At 68.5% G+C, this 19,094-nt stretch carries 18 protein-coding genes; 4 read left to right on the top strand and 14 right to left on the bottom strand.

Features of this window, described 5'->3' with window-relative positions:
- Positions 1 to 6 precede the first annotated feature (6 nt).
- Entirely contained in the window at positions 7 to 651 is a 645-nt protein-coding gene (locus ACWDMM_RS23410; protein WP_357207846.1) for a ComF family protein, read from the top strand.
- 228 nt (positions 652 to 879) lie between these two features.
- Complete coding sequence (gene hpf / locus ACWDMM_RS23405) at positions 880 to 1,566, top strand: ribosome hibernation-promoting factor, HPF/YfiA family (protein ID WP_195082025.1); 687 nt, start codon at positions 880 to 882, stop codon at positions 1,564 to 1,566.
- 81 nt (positions 1,567 to 1,647) lie between these two features.
- Here hpf and ACWDMM_RS23400 read toward each other — a convergent pair whose 3' ends face one another.
- The 3 genes from ACWDMM_RS23400 to ACWDMM_RS23390 are packed head-to-tail and all read right to left on the bottom strand — an operon-like array spanning position 1,648 to position 3,369.
- Positions 1,648 to 2,172 (bottom strand): hypothetical protein, encoded by a 525-nt coding sequence (locus ACWDMM_RS23400; protein WP_195082024.1) that lies wholly within the window; start codon positions 2,170 to 2,172, stop codon positions 1,648 to 1,650.
- A gap of 47 nt (positions 2,173 to 2,219) precedes the next feature.
- Positions 2,220 to 2,657 (bottom strand): hypothetical protein, encoded by a 438-nt coding sequence (locus tag ACWDMM_RS23395; RefSeq protein ID WP_195082023.1) that lies wholly within the window; start codon positions 2,655 to 2,657, stop codon positions 2,220 to 2,222.
- 10 nt (positions 2,658 to 2,667) lie between these two features.
- Positions 2,668 to 3,369, bottom strand: coding sequence for a helix-turn-helix domain-containing protein (locus ACWDMM_RS23390; RefSeq protein ID WP_195082022.1), 702 nt, complete (start codon positions 3,367 to 3,369; stop codon positions 2,668 to 2,670).
- A 305-nt stretch (positions 3,370 to 3,674) separates the two neighbouring features.
- Between ACWDMM_RS23390 and ACWDMM_RS23385 the strand changes: the two genes are divergently transcribed.
- On the top strand, positions 3,675 to 4,967 hold the full coding sequence (locus ACWDMM_RS23385; RefSeq protein WP_449939544.1) for an acetyl-CoA C-acyltransferase: 1,293 nt from the start codon (positions 3,675 to 3,677) through the stop codon (positions 4,965 to 4,967).
- Between the two features lie 36 nt (positions 4,968 to 5,003).
- Here ACWDMM_RS23385 and ACWDMM_RS23380 read toward each other — a convergent pair whose 3' ends face one another.
- The 8 genes from ACWDMM_RS23380 to ACWDMM_RS23345 form a co-directional block, all read right to left on the bottom strand.
- Positions 5,004 to 5,165: a hypothetical protein gene (locus tag ACWDMM_RS23380; protein ID WP_157111850.1), complete on the bottom strand. Its 162-nt coding sequence runs from the start codon at positions 5,163 to 5,165 to the stop codon at positions 5,004 to 5,006.
- Positions 5,166 to 5,312: 147 nt separating this feature from the next.
- A complete protein-coding gene (bluB, locus tag ACWDMM_RS23375) occupies positions 5,313 to 5,933 on the bottom strand; it encodes a 5,6-dimethylbenzimidazole synthase (protein ID WP_195082146.1) in 621 nt (206 codons plus the stop codon).
- A 79-nt stretch (positions 5,934 to 6,012) separates the two neighbouring features.
- Positions 6,013 to 7,269 carry a fatty acid desaturase family protein gene (locus ACWDMM_RS23370; protein WP_449939542.1) on the bottom strand — a complete coding sequence of 419 codons (1,257 nt, stop codon included), beginning with the start codon at positions 7,267 to 7,269 and terminating at the stop codon, positions 6,013 to 6,015.
- Positions 7,270 to 7,368: 99 nt separating this feature from the next.
- Entirely contained in the window at positions 7,369 to 8,805 is a 1,437-nt protein-coding gene (locus ACWDMM_RS23365) for a fatty acid desaturase (protein WP_195082019.1), read from the bottom strand.
- A 45-nt stretch (positions 8,806 to 8,850) separates the two neighbouring features.
- A complete protein-coding gene (locus ACWDMM_RS23360; protein WP_195082018.1) occupies positions 8,851 to 10,008 on the bottom strand; it encodes a ferredoxin reductase in 1,158 nt (385 codons plus the stop codon).
- A gap of 126 nt (positions 10,009 to 10,134) precedes the next feature.
- Positions 10,135 to 10,647, bottom strand: a complete 513-nt coding sequence (locus ACWDMM_RS23355; protein WP_397071490.1) for a DUF6912 family protein — start codon at positions 10,645 to 10,647, stop codon at positions 10,135 to 10,137.
- 40 nt (positions 10,648 to 10,687) lie between these two features.
- Complete coding sequence (locus tag ACWDMM_RS23350) at positions 10,688 to 12,109, bottom strand: WS/DGAT/MGAT family O-acyltransferase (protein WP_357207848.1); 1,422 nt, start codon at positions 12,107 to 12,109, stop codon at positions 10,688 to 10,690.
- Positions 12,110 to 12,462: 353 nt separating this feature from the next.
- Positions 12,463 to 12,762 carry a hypothetical protein gene (locus ACWDMM_RS23345; protein WP_357419968.1) on the bottom strand — a complete coding sequence of 100 codons (300 nt, stop codon included), beginning with the start codon at positions 12,760 to 12,762 and terminating at the stop codon, positions 12,463 to 12,465.
- A gap of 316 nt (positions 12,763 to 13,078) precedes the next feature.
- Here ACWDMM_RS23345 and secA point away from each other — a divergent pair, with 316 nt between their 5' ends.
- Entirely contained in the window at positions 13,079 to 15,943 is a 2,865-nt protein-coding gene (gene secA / locus ACWDMM_RS23340) for a preprotein translocase subunit SecA (RefSeq protein WP_195082016.1), read from the top strand.
- A gap of 68 nt (positions 15,944 to 16,011) precedes the next feature.
- Here secA and ACWDMM_RS23335 read toward each other — a convergent pair whose 3' ends face one another.
- From ACWDMM_RS23335 to aroA, 3 genes are all read right to left on the bottom strand, one after another.
- Entirely contained in the window at positions 16,012 to 16,431 is a 420-nt protein-coding gene (locus ACWDMM_RS23335; protein ID WP_067810555.1) for a DUF732 domain-containing protein, read from the bottom strand.
- A 244-nt stretch (positions 16,432 to 16,675) separates the two neighbouring features.
- Positions 16,676 to 17,557, bottom strand: coding sequence for a ribosome small subunit-dependent GTPase A (gene rsgA / locus ACWDMM_RS23330; RefSeq protein WP_397071473.1), 882 nt, complete (start codon positions 17,555 to 17,557; stop codon positions 16,676 to 16,678).
- Positions 17,558 to 17,673: 116 nt separating this feature from the next.
- Positions 17,674 to 18,966 (bottom strand): 3-phosphoshikimate 1-carboxyvinyltransferase, encoded by a 1,293-nt coding sequence (aroA, locus tag ACWDMM_RS23325; protein WP_195082015.1) that lies wholly within the window; start codon positions 18,964 to 18,966, stop codon positions 17,674 to 17,676.
- Between the last annotated feature and the right edge of the window lie 128 nt (positions 18,967 to 19,094).

The following is a 19,094-nucleotide window of genomic DNA, read 5'->3' as shown; positions in this document are numbered from 1 at the left end:
CGGTCGATGCGAACCTTGCTCGATCTGGTCTTGCCCGCCGCATGCGCGGGCTGCGGGCGTTCCGGAGCCGATTGGTGCGCCGACTGCGCCGTCACGTTGGCCGGTCCGCCGGTACGCGTGTGGCCGCGCAGTGACCCGGGCGTTCCTTGCTGGGCGCTCGGGCCGTATGCCGGGCCCGCGCGCCGGGCAGTGCTCGCCGCCAAGGAAAGAGGACGGCGGGACCTGGCGCTGCCACTCGGCAAGGCGCTCGCGGGCGCGCTCGCCGAGTTGCGTTCGCCGCGCCTGCCCTTGGTGCTGGTGCCCGCGCCGAGCAGGCGCGTGGCCGCGCGGCGCAGGGGCGGCGACCCGGTGCTGCGCTCGGCCTCGGTAGCTACGCGGTGGCTGCCCAACTGCCGAGTGTTGCCTGTGTTGCGGCTGGGGCGCGGGGTGCGTGATTCGGTGGGCTTGACACCCATCGAGCGCGCTCGCAACCTGGAGGGGCGGGTGACCACGGCGCCCGGTCCCGCCGCGGAGTGGGGAATACCGGCGAATGCCGAGGTGGTGCTGGTCGACGACGTGCTGACCACCGGTGCGACGGCCCGCGAGTCGGTGCGCGCGCTACTGGGCGCCGGATTGCCGACACGTGGCGTTCTGGTTACTTGTGCTGCTTGACTCCGGGAAATTTGCGTGAACACTGGCGATCAGCCCGTCGGCGGACTAGCGTCGCGGACACACACCCGAACCGCAAGTTTGGAGGTGGCGCCTCGGACGTCTAGTGCCGAGCAATCGTCGTTCGGCACGGTTCAATCCCGCCGCACTGGAATCGGTCGGTGCGGCCAGATCCGGGAGGTACGCGTGACGACTTCTTCACGACCTTCAGTGAAAGATCCCGCTGCTTCGATGCTGGAGTCCAGCACCAAGGAAGCACTCGAGCAACCCACAGCGGAACGACCACGGGCGCCACGCGGCGACATCGTGGTGAAGGGTCGCAATGTAGAGGTGCCCGATCATTTTCGTATCTACGTCGCGGAAAAACTCTCCCGATTAGAACGCTTCGACCCGTCGATCTTCCTCTTCGACGTCGAGCTGTTCCACGAACGCAACCGGCGCCAGCGCAAGAACTGTCAGCGCGTCGAAATCACCGCGCGCGGAAAGGGTCCCGTTGTGCGGGCCGAGGCTTGCGCGGACAGCTTCTACGCCGCCTTCGAGTCGGTGACCGCGAAGCTGGAGAGCAGGCTGCGCCGCACCAAGGACCGGCGCCGGGTGCACTACGGCGACAAGACGCCGCTGTCGGTCGCCCAGGCCACTGCCGATCTGGTGGACGACTCCCTGTTCGAGCGGCTCGGTGAGTCGAGCGCCGCGCACGCGCACCAGGAGCAGGAGCGGGAGCCGGAGTACGACGCCGGTCCCGGCCACATCGTGCGCACGAAGGTGCACTCGGCGACGCCCATGACCGTCGACGACGCCCTGTACCAGATGGAACTCGTCGGCCACGATTTCTTCCTGTTCCAGGACAAGGAGACCGACCGGCCTTCGGTGGTCTACCGCCGCCATGCGTTCGACTACGGCCTGATCCGCCTGGCCTGACCACATCGAAACCGCACGTTCCCCCTTCTCCGGGCATTCGGCTCACCTACCGGATGTCCGGAGAATTTCGTCGGGGCGAGGTTACCGCCGCCGGTCGCGGAAGAACGTGCGGTGCAGCAGCGAATCGCGGCGCGGTGGGCGCATGGCGTGCAGCATCACCATGTCGGCGAACGTTTCCGCGTCGCGCTCGCGCATGGTTCCGTAGTCGGTGCGTCCGAGCACGTGGGCGATCGACTCGGGCGAGATCGAGGGCAGCAGGTCGGCGACCGCCGCCACCGTCGGGGTGCTGGTGGTCGGCTCACCGGGCCGGTGCTGCTCCGGGCCGTGCCCGAGCAGCATGTGCCCCAGTTCGTGCACGATGATGTGCTCGGCGTGCCATTCGGTGGTGTCGGCGCCGTAGACGATGACGTCGCTGTCCTGCTTCGCGATCCACAGACCGCTGCCCGTGCCGCAACCGGTGCCCGCCAGTAGGGCGGTGTCGATCGGCCACAGGCTGATGCTGCGACCGCGGTGCTCCGCGACGGCATCGAGATAGGCCTGCAGATTCCATGGGTGGGGTATCGGGAGGTCCCGGGTCAAGCTCCGGAACCGGGCCTGGATGGCCATGTGATCGGTCTCCTACAAAAGCTCAGTGGCCCATGTAGAGAAGCATGCTACCGACTCGGCGGCACCGACCCTTCCGTGCTCTGGATGATCTTGGCGAGCATGGCCCGATCGATGTTCGAACCGCGCAGCGCGATGCTGGCGACGTTCGCGTCGCGCATGGTGGCGAGCAGTTCGAGTTCGCGGTCGATCGCCTCCGCCGCGGGGCCGCGGGTGAGCAGGTAGTCGGCGGCGACGCCGAAGCTGCGCGCCACCGCGCCCAGGATGTCGGCATCCGCCGCGGCGCAGGCGTCGCGGTCGTCGAACTCGCCGTCGCGCAGGCGCGCGAGGTAACCGGGCGGCACCGGGCGGCCGAGGATCTCACCGGCCTGCCGGGCGACGGATTCGGTGCTGCGCTCCGGAGCGTCGCGCGGATGCACGACGGCGAACAACCGGTTGATCTTGCGGCTGAGGGTGAGTTCCGTGGAGTTCGGTCCCTGGTCGGTCATGGTTGCCTCGTCACTCGCCGTTTCCGAACGCGGGCGGGGCCATATTGGCCGCCAGCCAGCGTGCGCGGAACCGAGCTTCGGTCGCCGCATCGATATCCTCCGATCGGCCGGCCAGCCAGCGGCGGTACCGGCGTTCCTGTAGCTCGTCGGGATCGCTGGCCGCCGCGGGGACCGCGAGCAGGTGCGCGAAGGCCATCTCCACCAGCGGGTGCAATTGCCTGCCCGGTCCGCCGTTGCGTTCCAGCATGGCGGTCGCGTACCGCGCCGACAGCTTGGAGACCACTCGGTTGAGCTCCGCGATCGCGGCGACCACCTGAGGGTCGGTGGTGCGACCGTGTTCGACGGCGTCGTTGAGCCTGCCCGACGCCGCGAGCAGCCCGGTCAGGTCGGAGATCTCGAAGCGGATCGCGTCCGGACCGGCCACCACCGAGTCGCCCGCGCCGCGCGCGGCGTTCGCGGGTTCGTCGGCGGCGGGGACGCCGCCGGCATAGGTGCGTGCGGCGCTGCCCGGCAGCCATCGCAGCGGCGCGTCGAGCTTGTTCAGCGTCTGCATGCTGATGGTCGCCTCGCCGTCCTCGATCTTCCGGATGGTCGGCGCCGAAGGTCCCCCGAGGTCGCCGATCTGTAGCTGGGTGAGGCCGAGCTCGTCCCGGCGTTCTTTGATGATTCGCCCGAATCTCTTCTGCCGCGACAGCTCCGAAGGGCTATGCATAGTGGGTTCATGGTAAGCCGATGGGAGGTATCAGGCAAACCAATAGAAACTATTTGGAAAATCGGTCGAAAGTTTGTTACGGTTCTTTCCGTCGGATGACGGAGTGCATGCGACGGTTCCGGGACGGGCAGGGGCGTTCGCCGGGACGGACGTCTCGGTCCGGCGCGCAACGGCGCGCGGCGGACCGGTCAGCGGCGGTGGAGGGGATCGCCGCTGTGTCGGGGGTTCACCGTCGGCGAAGGGGGTCGACGGTGAACTTACTTTGCAGTAAGTTTGGTGGACGTAGGCTTTCGAAAGGAAATCGCATGGCCACCAAAGCCGCTCGCCGTGCCGTGATCGTGTCCGGTGCCCGCACGCCGTTCCTGCGCGCGTTCACCGGATACACCCGAATGGATTCCATCGCGCTCGCCGATGCCGCGGTCCGGGGACTGCTGGAGCGCACCGGGCTGCCCGGCACGCAAGTGGAGGCGATCGTCTGGGGCGGGGTCATCCTGCCCGGCGCGGCGCCGAACATCGCCCGCGAGATCGCGCTCGACCTGCGGCTGGATCCTGGCTGCGAGGGCTACACGGTGACCAGGGCCTGCGTCTCCGGCTTACAGGCCGTCACCTCGGCGGCGGCCGCGATCGAGCGCGGCGAATACGACATCATGATCGCGGGCGGCAGCGATTCCACCTCGAACGCCGAAGTCAAACTGCCGCAGAAGGTGGTACACGCGGCGGCTCCGCTGGCTCTGGGCAAGCCGAAGCCGAAGGACTACCTGTCCGCGGTCGCGCGCCTTGCGCCGTTCACCGACCTGCTGCCGAGCCGGCCCAAGATCGCCGAACGCACCACCGGCGAGGTCATGGGCGAGTCGGCCGAGAAAATGGCTCGCATCCACGGCGTGAGCCGCGCGGATCAGGACGAGTTCGCCGCACGCTCACATCACCGCGCGGCGGCCGCCATCGAGTCCGGCCGGTTCGACGACGAGGTGCTGCGGGTTCGCACCCCCGAAGACGTGGAGATCCTGCGCGACGGCTTGGTGCGCGGCGACACCAGCCTCGCCAAACTGGCCGCGCTGAAGCCGGTTTTCGCCGCCGACGGCAGCGTGACCGCGGGCAACGCCAGCCCCCTCACCGACGGCGCCGCCGCGGTGCTGCTGATGAGCGAGGAGAAAGCGCACGCCCTCGGATACCGGCCGCTGGCGGCGTTCCGGTCGTGGAGCTACGTGAGCGTCGACCCGGCTGATCAGGTGCTGATCGGGCCGGCCATCTCGATGCCACGCGCGCTGGAGAAGGCCGGAATGTCCTTGGGCGACGCCGATCTGGTCGATATCCACGAGGCCTTCGCCGCCCAGACCCTGGCGGTGCTGACCGCGCTGGCCAGCGACGAATGGGCCAAGACCCGGCTGGATCGCGACACCGCCGTCGGCGAGGTGGACATCGACAAGTTGAACGTGCACGGCGGCTCGATCTCGCTCGGCCACCCGTTCGGCGCCACCGGGGCGCGCATGGTGACCACCATGGCCAACGAACTCGCGCGCACGGGAAAGAACACGGCCTTGCTCGGTATCTGCGCCGCGGGCGGCATCGGCGCGTCGGCGGTGCTCGAACGGGTCTGAGGCGGCGCGTGCGCCCCTGTCCCGCCGGGGCCTCGGTCAGGCCTTGCCGCGCCGCTTGCGTCCCTCGTCGGCCAGGATGCGCAGACAGGTCTGGTGCTTGGTCTCGCCGGGGATGCCTTCCCGGCGCAGGCGCAGCGTCGCCTGTGCCAGATCGATGCCCAGCTCGCTCGACAGCCGAACAGCATCGACATTGGCCATTGCACAAACCTCCTGGAACGACGAAACCACGATGAAGAGCACTGCGTCAGAGGCAGTTTCGCCCTTGTCGTACCCAGTGGGGATCCGATTGAACCATGAACGATCCACACAGTTGGGTAACGATGCGCGACCGGGGCCGCCGCGCGGTCAGCCGCGGTAGGTCTCGCGGTGCACCGCGTCCGTGAGCGGTCTGCCCGCGCGCCAGCCGAAGCGCTCCAGGTCGGGAACGCGCTGGAACTCGCGCACCGGCCCGACGCACAGCCAGGCCACGGTGCGGACGTTCCGCGGCAGGCCGATCAGATCGGAGAGGAAACCGGGATCGTAGAACGACACCCATCCCACGCCGATGCCTTCCGCGGTGGCGGCCAGCCACAGATTCTGGATGGCGAGAACCGCCGAGTAGACACCGGTTTCGGGCACCGTGGCCCGGCCGAGCACCTGCGGTCCGCCGCGATCGTGGTCATAGCAGACCACCACCCCGGTACCGCTCTCCAGAATGCCCTCGATCTTGATCGGCTCGAAGGTGGCGGCGCGCTCGGGCGGCAGCGCGTCGCGGAACTCGAGGCGCTTGCCTGCCACGTGATCGGCGAACTTGCGCAGCGTCGCCGGATCGCGGACCACCACGAAATCCCATGGCTGCGAATTGCCCACGCTCGGCGCCCGGTGCGCGGCATCCAGCAGCCGCCACAGTGTCGCGTCCTCGACCAGTTCGCCGGTGAACTCCGCGCGTACGTCGCGGCGGCGCCGGATGGCCTCGTAGACACTCAGAACCTCAGCATGCACCGCCCGAGTCAATCAAACCCGGCGAACTCACCGCGCACGGCGTCGGCCGCGCGGGACGTGGAACTCAGCGCGCCGCGGCCACGCCGCGCCGGGCGAGCCTGCGCCGTCCGTTGGCCAGCGCGGTGCGCAGACCGCGGCGACGGCCGGTCACCGGGTCGATGGTGGCCGTGGTGCGGCCGCCGAACTTGCGCTCGGAGGCGGTCTCCGGCGCGTCGTCGGCGGTGGCCCGCAGGTACTTGTTCGGCAGCGACAGCTTGAGAATGGTGCGCCACGCCTTGAAGTACTGCACCGGCAGCGAGCCGGTGGTGTAGGGCAGGTCGTACTTGTCGGCCAGCTCGCGCACCCGCACGGCGATGTCGGCGTACCGGTTGCTCGGCAGGTCGGGGAACAGGTGGTGTTCGATCTGGTGGCTCAGATTGCCGGTCATGAAGTGCATGACCGGGCCGCCGGAGATGTTCGCGCTGCCGAGCATCTGGCGCAGATACCACTCGCCCTGCGTTTCGCCGTCGATGTCGGCCTTGGTGAACTTCTCCGCGCCGTCGGGGAAGTGCCCGCAGAAGATCACCGCGTTGGACCACACGTTGCGGATGGCGTTCGCGGCCAGGTTGGCCATCAGCGTGGAGAAGAACGCGCGACCGGTGAGGGCGGGGAAGATCACGTAGTCCTTGAGGACCTGCTTGCCCATCTTGGTGAGCGCTTCGTCACGCCTGCGCTCGAAGTCGGCGCGCTCGGGGGTGCCCGGCTTGTACCGGCCCGCGACCAGCTTGCCCAGCTCCAGGTGCTGGATCGCGACGCCGTATTCGAAGAACAGCTGCAACACCAGGTTGTAGACCGGGTTGCCCAGGTTGAACGGCTTCCAGCGCTGGTCGCGGGTCACCCGCAGCAGGCCGTAGCCGATGTCGTCGTCCATGCCGAGCACATTGGTGTACTTGTGGTGCAGGTAGTTGTGGGTGTGCTTCCAGTGCTTGGCCGCGCCGGTGTTGTCCCATTCCCACGAACTGGAGTGGATCTCCGGATCGTTCATCCAGTCCCACTGCCCGTGCATGACGTTGTGCCCGATCTCCATGTTCTCGATGATCTTGGCGGTGCTGAGCAGGGCGACGCCCGCCAGCCACGCCGGGCGCTTGGGACTGGCGAAGAGCACCGCCCGGCCACCGATCTCGAGAGCGCGCTGCAACCGGATGACGTTGCGGATGTACTTCGCGTCGCGCGCGCCGCGCGAGGCTTCGATTTCCCGCCGGATCGCGTCGAATTCCGCGCCGAGTGCTTCCACGTCGGCCTCGGTGAGATGCGCGTATTCCTTGACATCCGAGATCGCCATACGGGTTACCTTACCGTAAGTTACGACAGCGTAGGTTCCGAGATCTGGCTTGGAGATGTGTCAAATACCCTATTGCGATACCGAGGCTCGACTGGTACGTTAGCGCACCCTTCGCTGGAAGCGAAAACGCCTGTCGCGCTTGGCTTTCTCGCGCAGCGCCGCCTGTTCGTGGCGGGCGCGCTCCTGGAGCGCGAGCTTGGCATCGCGCAGGACCTGCCGCTCGTGTTCGGCCTTCTCCTGCAGGGCCGCTTTGGCCTCGCGGAGCATCTCTTTCTCCTGCCGCGCCTTCTCGCGCAGCACGATCTTCGCCTCGTGCAGCGCCGAACGCAGACCGCGCCGCTTGCCGGTCTCCGGATCGACGCGCAGCCAGTGGGTGGACTCCGTGCCGCGTGACGGCAGCGTGATGCCGGCGAACTTGCGTTCCGACGAGGTCTCCGGCGCGTTGTCGGCGGTGGCCTTGAGGAAGCGGTCCGGCAGCGCCAGCTTGTGGATCGTGCGGAAGGCCAGCAGATACTGCTTGCCCAGCGACCCGGTGGTGTAAGGCAGGTCGTACTTGTCGCACAGCTCGCGCACGCGCACCGCGATCTCCGGATACCGATTGCTCGGCAGATCGGGGAACAGGTGGTGCTCGATCTGGTAGCAGAGGTTGCCGCTCATGAACGCCATGGCGGGCCCGGCCTTGAAGTTCGCGCTGCCGAGCATCTGGCGCAGATACCACTCGCCGCTGGTCTCGTTCTCCAACTGCTCGATGGTGAACTTCTCCGCGCCGTCGGGGAAGTGGCCGCAGAAGATCACCGCGTACGCCCACAGGTTGCGCACCAGGTTCGCCGTCGCGTTGGCCTTCAACGTGTGCTTGAACGCCGGACCGGTGAGCGCGGGGTGGATGAGAAAGTCCTTGGCCACCTGACGGCAGATCTTGCGCGCGAATGCCCTGTTCGGCTCCGAGGTCAGGTGCCAGCGCGGCGTGTTCGACAGCTCCTTCTCGATGCTCCAGTCGTGCAGCGCGATGCCCCACTCGAAGGTCGCGGCCAGCAGCAGATTCGCCAGCGGCTGCACCAGGTGGATCGGCCGCCACTGCTCGTCGCGGGTCATCCGCAGGATGCCGAACCCGAGATCCTCGTCCTTGCCCAGGACGTTGGTATAGGTGTGGTGGGAGTAGTTGTGCGCCCGGCGCCACTGCGCGGAGGGACCCGTCATGTCCCACTCCCAGGAGCTGGAGTGGATCTCCGGGTCGTTCATCCAGTCCCATTGCCCGTGGCTGACGTTGTGCCCGAGCTCCATGTTCTCGATGATCTTGGCCACCGACAGCAACGCGGTGCCGGTCAACCAGGCCCAGCGGTTGCGGCTGCCGAACAGCACTACCCTGGCGGCTACCTCGAGACCGCGTTGCGCTGCGATCGCGCGCCGGATGTATTTCGCGTCGCGCTCGCCACGGGACAGCTCCACCGAACGCCGGATGGAATCGAGTTCCTGGCCCAGTGTCTCGATATCGGTCGCCGTGAGGTGGGCGAAGGTCTTGATGTCGGTGATGGCCACCGGGGTCCTTTCCCTACTCGATACACCTCGAGGGTACCTGGCGGACTACACGTCCAGGGTGCAGTCGCCCGCCGCGGCCGAGATGCAGGTCTGCACCTTGTCGCCTTCGCGGCGCTCCTCACCGTTGCGCAGGTCGCGCGCGTGCCCGGAACTCAAGGTGACCACGCAGGTCTGGCAGATGCCCATCCGGCAGCCGAACGGCATCTGAACGCCCGCCGACTCGCCTGCCTCGAGCAGGCTGGTCGCGCCGTCGGCGGCGACGGTGCGGCCGGTCTTGCCGAAGGTGACCGTGCCGCCTTCGCCGACCGCGGAGCGCTCGATCTCGAACCGCTCCACGTGCAGCCGGTCCGACAGGCCTGCCTCGCGCCAGTGCTGCTCGATCTCGTCGAGCATCCCGGCCGGGCCGCAGGCCCAGGTCTGGCGCTCGCGCCAGTCCGGGAACTCGGTGTCGAGATCGGCGAGGGCGAACTTGCCCCGCTCTGCGGTGAGATGCAGCCGGGTGTCGAAGCCCGCATTGCGCTCGTGCAGCTCGGCCAGTTCCGCACCGAACATCACGTCGTCGGCGGTGCGGGCCGAATGCAGGTGCGCCACGTCGGTGAACACCTCGCGACGGTCCATCGCGCGCAGCATGGACATCACGGGGGTGATGCCGCTGCCCGCGGTGAGGAACAGCACTTTCCGCGGCGGCGGGTACGGCAGCACGAAGCCGCCTTGCGGCGCGGCCAGCCGGACGATGGTGCCGACCGGAACGCCGCTGACCAGATGGCTGGACAGGAAGCCCTCCGGCATCGCCTTCACGGCGATGGAGATCAGCCGCTTGCCGCCGTGGCCGGGGTCGGACCAATCCGGCGGGCAGGTCAGCGAGTACGAGCGCCAATGCCAGCGGCCGTCGACCAGGATGCCGATGCCGATGTACTGGCCGGGCTGGTATTTGAAGTCGAAACCCCAGCCCGGCTGGATCACCAGCGTCGCGGAGTCGGCGGTCTCCTTGCGCACCTCGACGATGCGCCCGCGCAGCTCGCGCGCCGACCACAGCGGATTGGCCAGGTGCAGGTAGTCGTCGGGCAGCAACGGTGTGGTCACCCGCGCCACGGCGCCGCGCAGCACGTTCAGCTTGCCGCCGCGCTCCGCGACACTCGCGGCAGGCGCCTCCAGCCACGCGCGGACACTTCGCACGGAGAAGCTCCCAATTTTCGAACCCATCGCTGCCGTTGGTCTCCCTGTCGTCGGATGCGCGGGCCGCCGACTCGCCGATCGGAGGCCCTCGCCAGCAAGGTTACGGCATCGTAGGTTACGGCGGTGGGCCAGTGGCGCGCCCACCGTCGCGATTCACAGCAGCTCGAGCAGAAACGGCAGCTCCTGGGCCGCGTACCAGGCCAATTGATGGTCCTCGGCGTCGCCGAGGACGAACTCCGCGTCGGTGTCGCCGAGATCGGCGGCGTCCACCACGTCGACGGCCTTGGCCACCTGAGGTTCGGCGTCGGCCAGGTCGACGTGCACGGAGGCGATCTGCTGGTAGCCGATCGGGCCCGCCAGCCGGACCACCGCGTCGTCGAGGTCGGGTCGCAGCTTCGCGCCGGTCACGTCGGCGGCGATGACCGCACGGCGGTAGACCGGGCTGCCGCCCGCGACCGGCGCGTCCTCGTCGCCGGCCTCCTGCGAGACCGCATCGCGTTCGGCGGCGAGCAGTCGCAGTGAAGCGCGCGCGGCCTCGTTCATGGCGACTTCCCCGAGTTCCTCGTCGTCGCCGGAGGCGTAGGCCTCGCGCAGCGTGGGCGTCACCGCGAACGCGGTCCCGCCGACGGCAGCCAGTTCCCGGTTGTCGACCAGCTCGCGCAGCATCGGCACCGTAGCCGGGATGTAGACCCGCAGCTTCTTCTGATCAGACGCAGGCACCGAGCATCTCCTCCATGGAATCGCGCACCGCCGTGGCGAGCACGCCGATGTCGGCCATCGCGTCGCGGTCGGCGTTGAGACCGTAGAAGACACGTCCGTCGTAGGACGTGATCCCGATGCTCGACGCCTGATTGCGCAGCAGTGGCGACACCGGGTACATCTCCAGCATCCGCGCGCCGCCGATGTACATCGGCGCTTGCGGACCCGGCGCGTTGGTGATCACCAGATTGAACGTGTGTTCTGCGAACGTACTCGCCGCGCGCACACTCATCGCATGCAGGCTGGCCGGAGCGAAACCGGCCAGGTGCACGAGCGTCCGCGCGCGGACGCCGCGCCGCTGACGTCCGTTGAGCTCGGTGGCGTGCGCGATGTGCGACAACCGCATCACCGGGTTCGGTTCGCCGACCGGCAGATCGATCAGGAACGACGACACCTCGCTCGCCGAGTGCGTCTGGTCGCCGTCGTTCCCCTCGACGTACACCGACATCGGCACCACCGCCCGCAGCGTGGTGGACTCGGTCAGCGCTTCCCCGCGCGAGAGCAGCCAGTTGCGCAGCGCGCCGGTGACCACCGCGAGGATGGCGTCGTTGGTCGAGCAATCGAACCGCCTGCGGATCGTGCGGTAGTCCGCCAGGTCGGTGCGCACCACGTCGAAGCGCCGATTTCGCGAGGTACGTGTGTTCAGGGGGCTGGCGGGCGCTCCGGTCGCCGCGGTGCGCACCGCGCCGATGACCGACTCGACCGCCTTGCCCGCCGTCCCGAGCACCGCGAACGCGCCCGCGCTGGCGTCCCTGGCCACCTCGACGGCCTTGCGCGGCTGTGCGGCGAGATGGGCGAGCGCGCCCACCAGCAGTTCCATCTCGCCGGGCTCGCGCGGGGCGATCCAGTCGTCGCAGGCCAGTTCGCGGGGCGCAGGCCCGGCGTCGAGGATCACGTGCCCGATCTCGAGCGCGGTGTCCCCGTCCACCAGGGCGGCATGCGTCTTGGTGAAGATGGCGCAGCGGCCGTCGGACAACCGTTCGATCAGGTACATCTCCCACAGCGGACGGGCTGGATCCAAGGGGTGGGAGACGAGCCGGGCGACCAGATCGTGCAGCTGCTCGTCGGTGCCCGGACCGGGCAGAGCCGAACGCCGGACGTGGTAGGTGATGTCGAACCGGCTGTCCTCGACCCATACCGGCCGCCCGAGCGACAGCGGGATCTCCCGCACTTTGCGCCGGTATCTGGGCACCAGCGAGAGCCTGCTCTCGACCAGATCGACCAGCCGGTCGTAGTCCAGGATCGCCTCGCCCGCGCCGTCGCCGATTTCGGTGTTCCGCACGATCGCGAGAGAGCCGATATGGATCGGATTGCTGCTCGACTCGAGCCGGTAGAAGGCCGTGTCCTGCGGCGATAGTCTCGTGATCACGCTGCCCGGTACTCCTTTTCCCGATGCCGCCCCCGCTTCATTGTGCTGCCGCATCGACCATCGGCCCGGCCGTTGCGCCATTTCTGATGAATTCCGTACACGTTTTTCCGCGCCGGAGTTCCATGACACGCTGGCCCGACTCGAGTTCTGCGAACCGATTCGATCACAGGGCAGACCGAGGCGCAGGGCGAAGATCCGCTCGAGCCCGGCCGCGCTACCGCAAGCGGCCCAGACCCCCGGCCAGCCCGAAGCCGCACCCCACGCCGTGTCTGCCCTACAAGTCGATGGAGCATGCTCGTGTGGGAGCCGCGTGGATGTCATCGCGCTCACACGAAGGCGACAAGCGGCGCCGTTCACACAACTCTCGCCGCGTCCGGACGGTCTACCGGCGTGGACCCCGAGTGATCCACCTCTCGGCCCGGCCCGAACCGAGCGCGTACTTCCGCCGAACCGGCCGTGCCCGCCATGCCGTCGAACTGTCCCGCCCCGACGTCGCCCACGCCGCCGACGCACTCCTGCGAGCCGACCCACTCGGATGTAGCAGCCATCACCGCGGGCAGGTGGCGGACCAGGGTCATCATCAGTCGCGGCGGCGTGATCCCTCCCGCGAAACCGCTCAGCCATACCGCGCACCCACGTCCAGGGTGCCGCATACTCCGAGGTCATGCCGCTGTCAGCACACGCAACCACCCAGCTCGACCACGTCTTTCGAGCGAAGCGAGACCGAGCATCCGCCGTTCGCGGCCCGGCTCGCGTCCGAGTGACCGCCGCGTCCGCGACGAAGTCGCCAGCGGCGGTCACTCGGACGCGAGCCAAGAGGGGGCCGCGAACACGCAGCGCCGCAGGCGCTGCGAATTCAACAGAGCATTACCATGGGGCATGCAGCGGATTCCGCGCAACCGCGTGGGCCGCACCGGCCCGGGGGCCGACGACAGATTTGACACACCGACCAGAGGACTGACGAGACCCGTGCCTGCGCTGACACTGACGAGGTTGCTACGGATTGGTGAGGGTCGCATTGTCAAGCGGCTCTCGCATTTCGCCGACCAAGTCCTCGCCCTCGAACCGGAGTACGAAGACCTCAGCGACGCGGAGCTACGGGCCAAGACCGACGAGTTCCGCGAGCGGTACGCCGAGATGGTCGAGGACGGCGAGCCCGATCCGCTCGGCCAGTTGATGGCCGAGGCGTTCGCGGTCGCACGGGAGGCGTCCTGGCGCGTGCTCAGCCAGAAGCACTACAAGGTGCAGGTCATGGGCGGCGCGGCGCTGCACACCGGCAACATCGCCGAGATGAAGACCGGTGAGGGCAAGACCCTGACCTGTGTGCTGCCCGCGTACCTGAACGCGATCAGCGGTGACGGCGTGCACGTCGTGACGGTGAACGACTACCTGGCCAAGCGCGACGCGGAGTGGATGGGCCGCGTGCACCGCTTCCTCGGCCTCGAGGTCGGCGTCATCCTGTCCGGCATGAGCCCCGCCCAGCGGCGGGTGGCCTACAACGCCGACATCACCTACGGCACGAACAACGAGTTCGGCTTCGACTACCTGCGCGACAACATGACGCACTCGCTGGACGACCTGGTGCAGCGCGGGCACAACTTCGCCATCGTCGACGAGGTCGACTCCATCCTCATCGACGAGGCGCGCACCCCGCTGATCATCTCCGGTCCCGCCGACGCGTCGTCGAAGTGGTACGCCGAGTTCGCGCGCATCGCGCCGCTGCTGAAGAAGGACGTGCACTACGAGGTCGACATCAAGAAGCGCACGATCGGCGTGCACGAGGCCGGCGTCGAGTTCGTCGAAGACCAGCTCGGCATCGACAACCTCTACGAGGCCGCCAACTCGCCGCTGGTGAGCTACCTGAACAACGCCATCAAGGCCAAGGAGCTCTACACCCGCGACAAGGACTACATCGTCCGCGACGGCGAGGTGATCATCGTCGACGAGTTCACCGGCCGCATCCTGGTCGGGCGCCGCTACAACGAGGGCATGCACCAGGCGATCGAGGCCAAGGAAGGGGTGGAGATCCAGCCGGAGAACCAGACCCTGGCCACGATCACCCTGCAGAACTACTTCCGCCTCTACGACAAGCTCTCCGGCATGACCGGCACCGCCGAGACCGAGGCGGCCGAGCTGCACCAGATCTACAACCTCGGCGTGGTCCCGATCCCGACCAACAAGCCGATGATCCGCGCCGACCAGTCCGACCTGATCTACAAGACGGAGGAGGCCAAGTTCTCCGCCGTGGTCGACGACGTCACCGAGCGGCACGAGAAGGGCCAGCCGGTGCTGATCGGCACCACCAGCGTCGAGCGCTCGGAGTACCTGTCCAAGCAGTTCACCAAGCGCGGCATTCCGCACAATGTGCTGAACGCGAAGTTCCACGAGAAGGAAGCCGAGATCATCGCCGAGGCCGGCAGGCCGGGCGCGGTGACCGTCGCCACGAACATGGCCGGCCGCGGTACCGACATCGTGCTCGGCGGCAACCCGGACATCATCGCCGACATCCTGCTGCGCAAGCAGGGTCTGGACCCGGTCGAGACGCCGGAGGAGTACGAGCGCGCCTGGCTGCCGACGCTGGACCAGGTCAAGGCCCAGACCGCCGAGGACGCCGACGCGGTGCGCGACGCCGGCGGCCTCTACGTGCTCGGCACCGAGCGGCACGAGTCGCGCCGCATCGACAACCAGCTGCGCGGCCGTTCCGGCCGTCAGGGCGACCCGGGTGAGTCCCGCTTCTACCTGTCGCTGGGCGACGAGCTGATGCGCCGGTTCAACGGCGCGGCGCTGGAAGCGATCATGACCCGGCTGAATCTGCCCGACGACGTGCCGATCGAGGCGAAGATGGTCTCCAAGGCCATCAAGAGCGCGCAGACGCAGGTCGAGCAGCAGAACTTCGAGATCCGCAAGAACGTGCTCAAGTACGACGAGGTGATGAACCAGCAGCGCACCGTCATCTACGGCGAGCGCAACCGGATCCTGCGCGGCGAGGACATGGAGGGCCAGGTCCAGAGCATGATCACCGACGTGATCACCGCTTACGTGGACGGCGCCACCGCCGAGGGCTACGTCGAGGACTGGGATCTGGACAAGCTGTGGACGGCGCTGAAGACGCTGTACCCGGTGAGCCTGGACTACCGGGACCTGACCGGCGAAACCGACATCGGCGAGGCCGGCGAGCTCACCCGCGAGGAACTGCTGGAGGCGCTGCTGGACGACGCGCACGCCGCCTACGAGCGCCGCGAAGCCGAGATCGACGGTCTCGCGGGCGAGGGCAGCATGCGCAATCTGGAACGGCAGGTGCTGCTGTCGGTGCTCGACCGCAAGTGGCGGGAACATCTCTACGAGATGGACTACCTCAAGGAGGGCATCGGCCTGCGCGCGATGGCCCAGCGTGACCCGCTGGTGGAGTACCAGCGCGAGGGCTTCGACATGTTCACCGCGATGCTCGACGGTCTCAAGGAGGAGTCGGTCGGCTTCCTGTTCAATCTGCAGGTCGAGGTGCAGCAACCGCAGCCGGAAGGCGTCGCCGTCGGTACCGGTCTTCGTTCGCCGGTCGGAGCCATGACCGCCCCGCGTCCGCTGCCCACCGAGGAGGCGCAGGTCGCCAACGGGCACGGCGCGCCGGCGGCGCTGCGCGCCAGGGGTATCGATGACACCGCTCCGCGCGGTTTCAGCTACTCCGGCCCTGACGAGGGCGGCCGCGCCGCGGTGCACAGCGACGCCGAGGAGTACGGCGTGGACGGTGGCCCGCAGCAGACCCGGCGCGAGCGCCGCGAGGCCGCCCGCGCGGAGGCGAAGGGCCGCCGCGGCCCGAAGTCCCGCCGCCGCCACTGATCCGCTGAACTACGAAGGCGCTCAGAGCTTCTCTGGGGGCCTTCGTCGTTCTCGGATGATTCGGAGGGTCAGATGCTGTTCCACGGACAGTACGCATCGATCGCGGCGTCCAAGAAGATGTAGGGATACTCGACGGCGTCGCGAGAACTCTCGGCGAGTGTGATGTGATTGCGGGCCGAATTGCCGTGCGCGTCGAGCCAGTTGCACTCCGAATGCGCCAGCGCTATCGCCGCGTCTTGGACGTCGTAATCGGCTCCGGCGTAATAGCTTTCGCGTAGGAACTTCCGGTCCGCGGCGCTGCGGGCAGGTCCAGAGCTTCCTCCCGCCGATCCGGAACTGCCCGACGCCGATCCGGAACTGCCGGACGCCGAGCCGGAACCGGGTGCGGCGAGGGCGGTCTGGCTGCCGCCGAGCAGCAGTGCGGCCGCCGTGGTGGCGACGAGAAATGTGTTGTACATGGTGGCTTTCGCGCGGGCAGAGCTGTCCATAGGTCCTCGAGACAAGGGATAGGCGGATTGCCTTCGGAGGGCATGGACAACGCTCCGAGCCCTCGGCGGCAGGGCCGAACGTTAGCGGGAACCGCTGTGCGGTAGAGACTTTCGCCCGATCACGAGGGGTCGTTCGGGAGTTCCGGCTGCATCCGGTCCGGACGCGCCGGGGCCAGCGCGCATCGAGGCCGGAAACGGCGGCGCGAACCGGGCGGTCCCGCACCGTCGCGGTAGGCCGAGACGATCACCAGGGGTCGTTGGACATGAGGGCGACGAGCAGACGGCGGATGGCGACCACCCGGTGTTCCTTGCCCGGCAGCTGGTCCAGCGCGCATTCCGGATCGGCGGGCGGGCCGAGATGGGTGCAGCCCCGCGGGCAGTCCTCGATGGCGTCGGCGAGGTCGGTGAACGCGGCGATCACGTCGTCCGGGGTGATGTGCGCCAGGCCGAACGATCGCACGCCGGGTGTGTCGATGACCCAGCCGCCTCCGGGCAGGGGGAGCGCCACCGACTGGGTGGAGGTGTGCTTGCCCTTGCCAACGCCGGACACCTCGCCCACGGCCCGCTCCGCTTCCGGGACAAGACGATTGACCAGCGTCGACTTGCCGACGCCGGAGTGGCCGATCAGCGCGGTGAGGTGATCGGTGAGCAGGTCGAGGACCGGATCGAGCGGATCGTCGATGCCGCCGTAGACGATGGTGAGATCGAGATCCTCGAACGTGGCCGCGAATTCGGAATCGGCCGCCAGATCGTGCTTGGTCAAGCACAGAACCGGTTGCAGCCCACCGGCATAGGCGGCGACCATGGCGCGCTCCACGAAACCGGTGCGCGGGGGCGGGTCGGCGAGCGCGACCACGATGAACAGCCGCTCCGCGTTGCCGACCACGATGCGCTCGAACGGATCGGTGTCGTCGGCGGTGCGGCGCAGCACCGTCCTGCGGTCGGCGACCCGGACGATACGCGCGAGGGTGTCCGGTCGCCCGGACAGGTCGCCGACCACGTCCACCTGGTCGCCGACCACGATCGGCGTGCGGCCCAGCTCCCTGGCGCGCATCGCGACGATGCGGCGATCCGGATCACCGCCGAGGACGCATCCCCACCGGCCCCGGTCGACCGACACCACCATGGCCGACTGGGCGTCGTTGTGCTGCGGCCGGGTCTTCGTGCGGGGACGGGAACTGCGCCCCGGACGAACCCGGACGTCGGATTCGTCGTAGCTGGCCGCTGATCGTCGTCCCCGGTTCAGTGCGCCGCTCCCTCGTCGGATAGCGCGGGCTCGAGCATCTGCTCCCACAAGGCGACGAAATTCGGCAGGGTCTTGGCCGTGGTCCCGATGTCCTCGATCTCCACGCCGGGCACCCGAAGGCCGAGAATGGCTCCCGCCGTGGCCATCCGGTGGTCGGCGTAGGAATGCCATTTGCCGCCGTGCAGGTCGGCGGGCACGATCTCCAGTCCGTCCTCGGTCTCGGTCACCTTGCCGCCGAGGCGGTTGATCTCGGTGGACAGCGCGGCCAGCCGGTCGGTCTCGTGCCCACGCAGATGGGAGATGCCGCGCAGCACGGACGGCGAGTCGGCCAGCGCGGCCAGCGCCGCCACGGTGGGCGTCAGCTCGCCCACGTCGTGCAGGTCGATATCGATGCCCGCGAGCCGGTCGGGGCCGTGCACGGTGAGCACGCCGTCGAAGATCCGCGCTTCCGCGCCCATGCGCACCAGGATCTCGCGGATGACGTCACCCGGCTGGGTGGTCAGCCGCGGCCAGTGCGGGATGCTGACCGTTCCGCCCGTGATCGCGGCCGCGGCCAGGAACGGGGTGGCGTTGGACAGGTCCGGCTCCACCTCCCAGTCCACCGCGCGGATCGGCCCGTGCTCGACGGTCCAGGTCTGCGCCTTGAAGCTGTCCGCGGGCGCCTGCACCCGCACGTCTGCGCGGCGCAGCATCTCCACGGTCATCTCGATGTGCGGCATAGACGGCAGCGCCTTGCCGTCGTGGTGCACCACCAAGCCCTCGTCGAAGCGCGCGGCCGACAGCAGCAGACCCGAGACGAACTGCGACGAGCCGGACGCGTCGATCGTCACGGTGCCGCCGCGCAGCGCGCCGGTGCCGTGCACGGTGAACGGCAAGGCGTCGCCGTCGATATCCGCGCCGAGCGAGCGCAGCGCGTCCAGGATGGTGCGCAGCGGCCGGATCCGAGCCTGCTCGTCACCGTCGAAGGCCACATCGCCCGACGCCAAGGCGGCGACCGGCGGCAAGAAGCGCATCACCGTGCCCGCGAGCCCGCAGTCGACCGTGCCGCCGCCCAGCGGGGCCGGAGTGACGGTCAACGTGTCGCCCTCACCCTCGATGCCGACGCCGAGCGCGCACAGCGCGGCGATCATCAGGTTCGTGTCCCGGCTGCGCAGCGCACCGGTGATGGTGGAGGGACCGTCGGCAAGGGCGGCCAGGATGAGCGCCCGGTTCGTGATCGATTTCGACCCGGGCAGGGTCACGGTCGCGTGTACGGGGACCTCGACATGGGGCGCTGGCCAAAAGTTCACCAGTCCATCATCACACGGTGCTGATTGGCAGCGCCTTCGGCGCTGCGTGTTCGCGGCCCTCTCATGGCTCGCGTTTGCGCGACCGCCGCTTGCTCCTTCGTCGCGTACGCGGCGGCCACGCAAACGCG

The sequence above is a fragment of the Nocardia sp. NPDC003726 genome (assembly GCF_053586955.1).
Note: the sequence above shows the minus strand (reverse complement) of the source record. Positions and strands in the feature narration are given on the sequence as shown.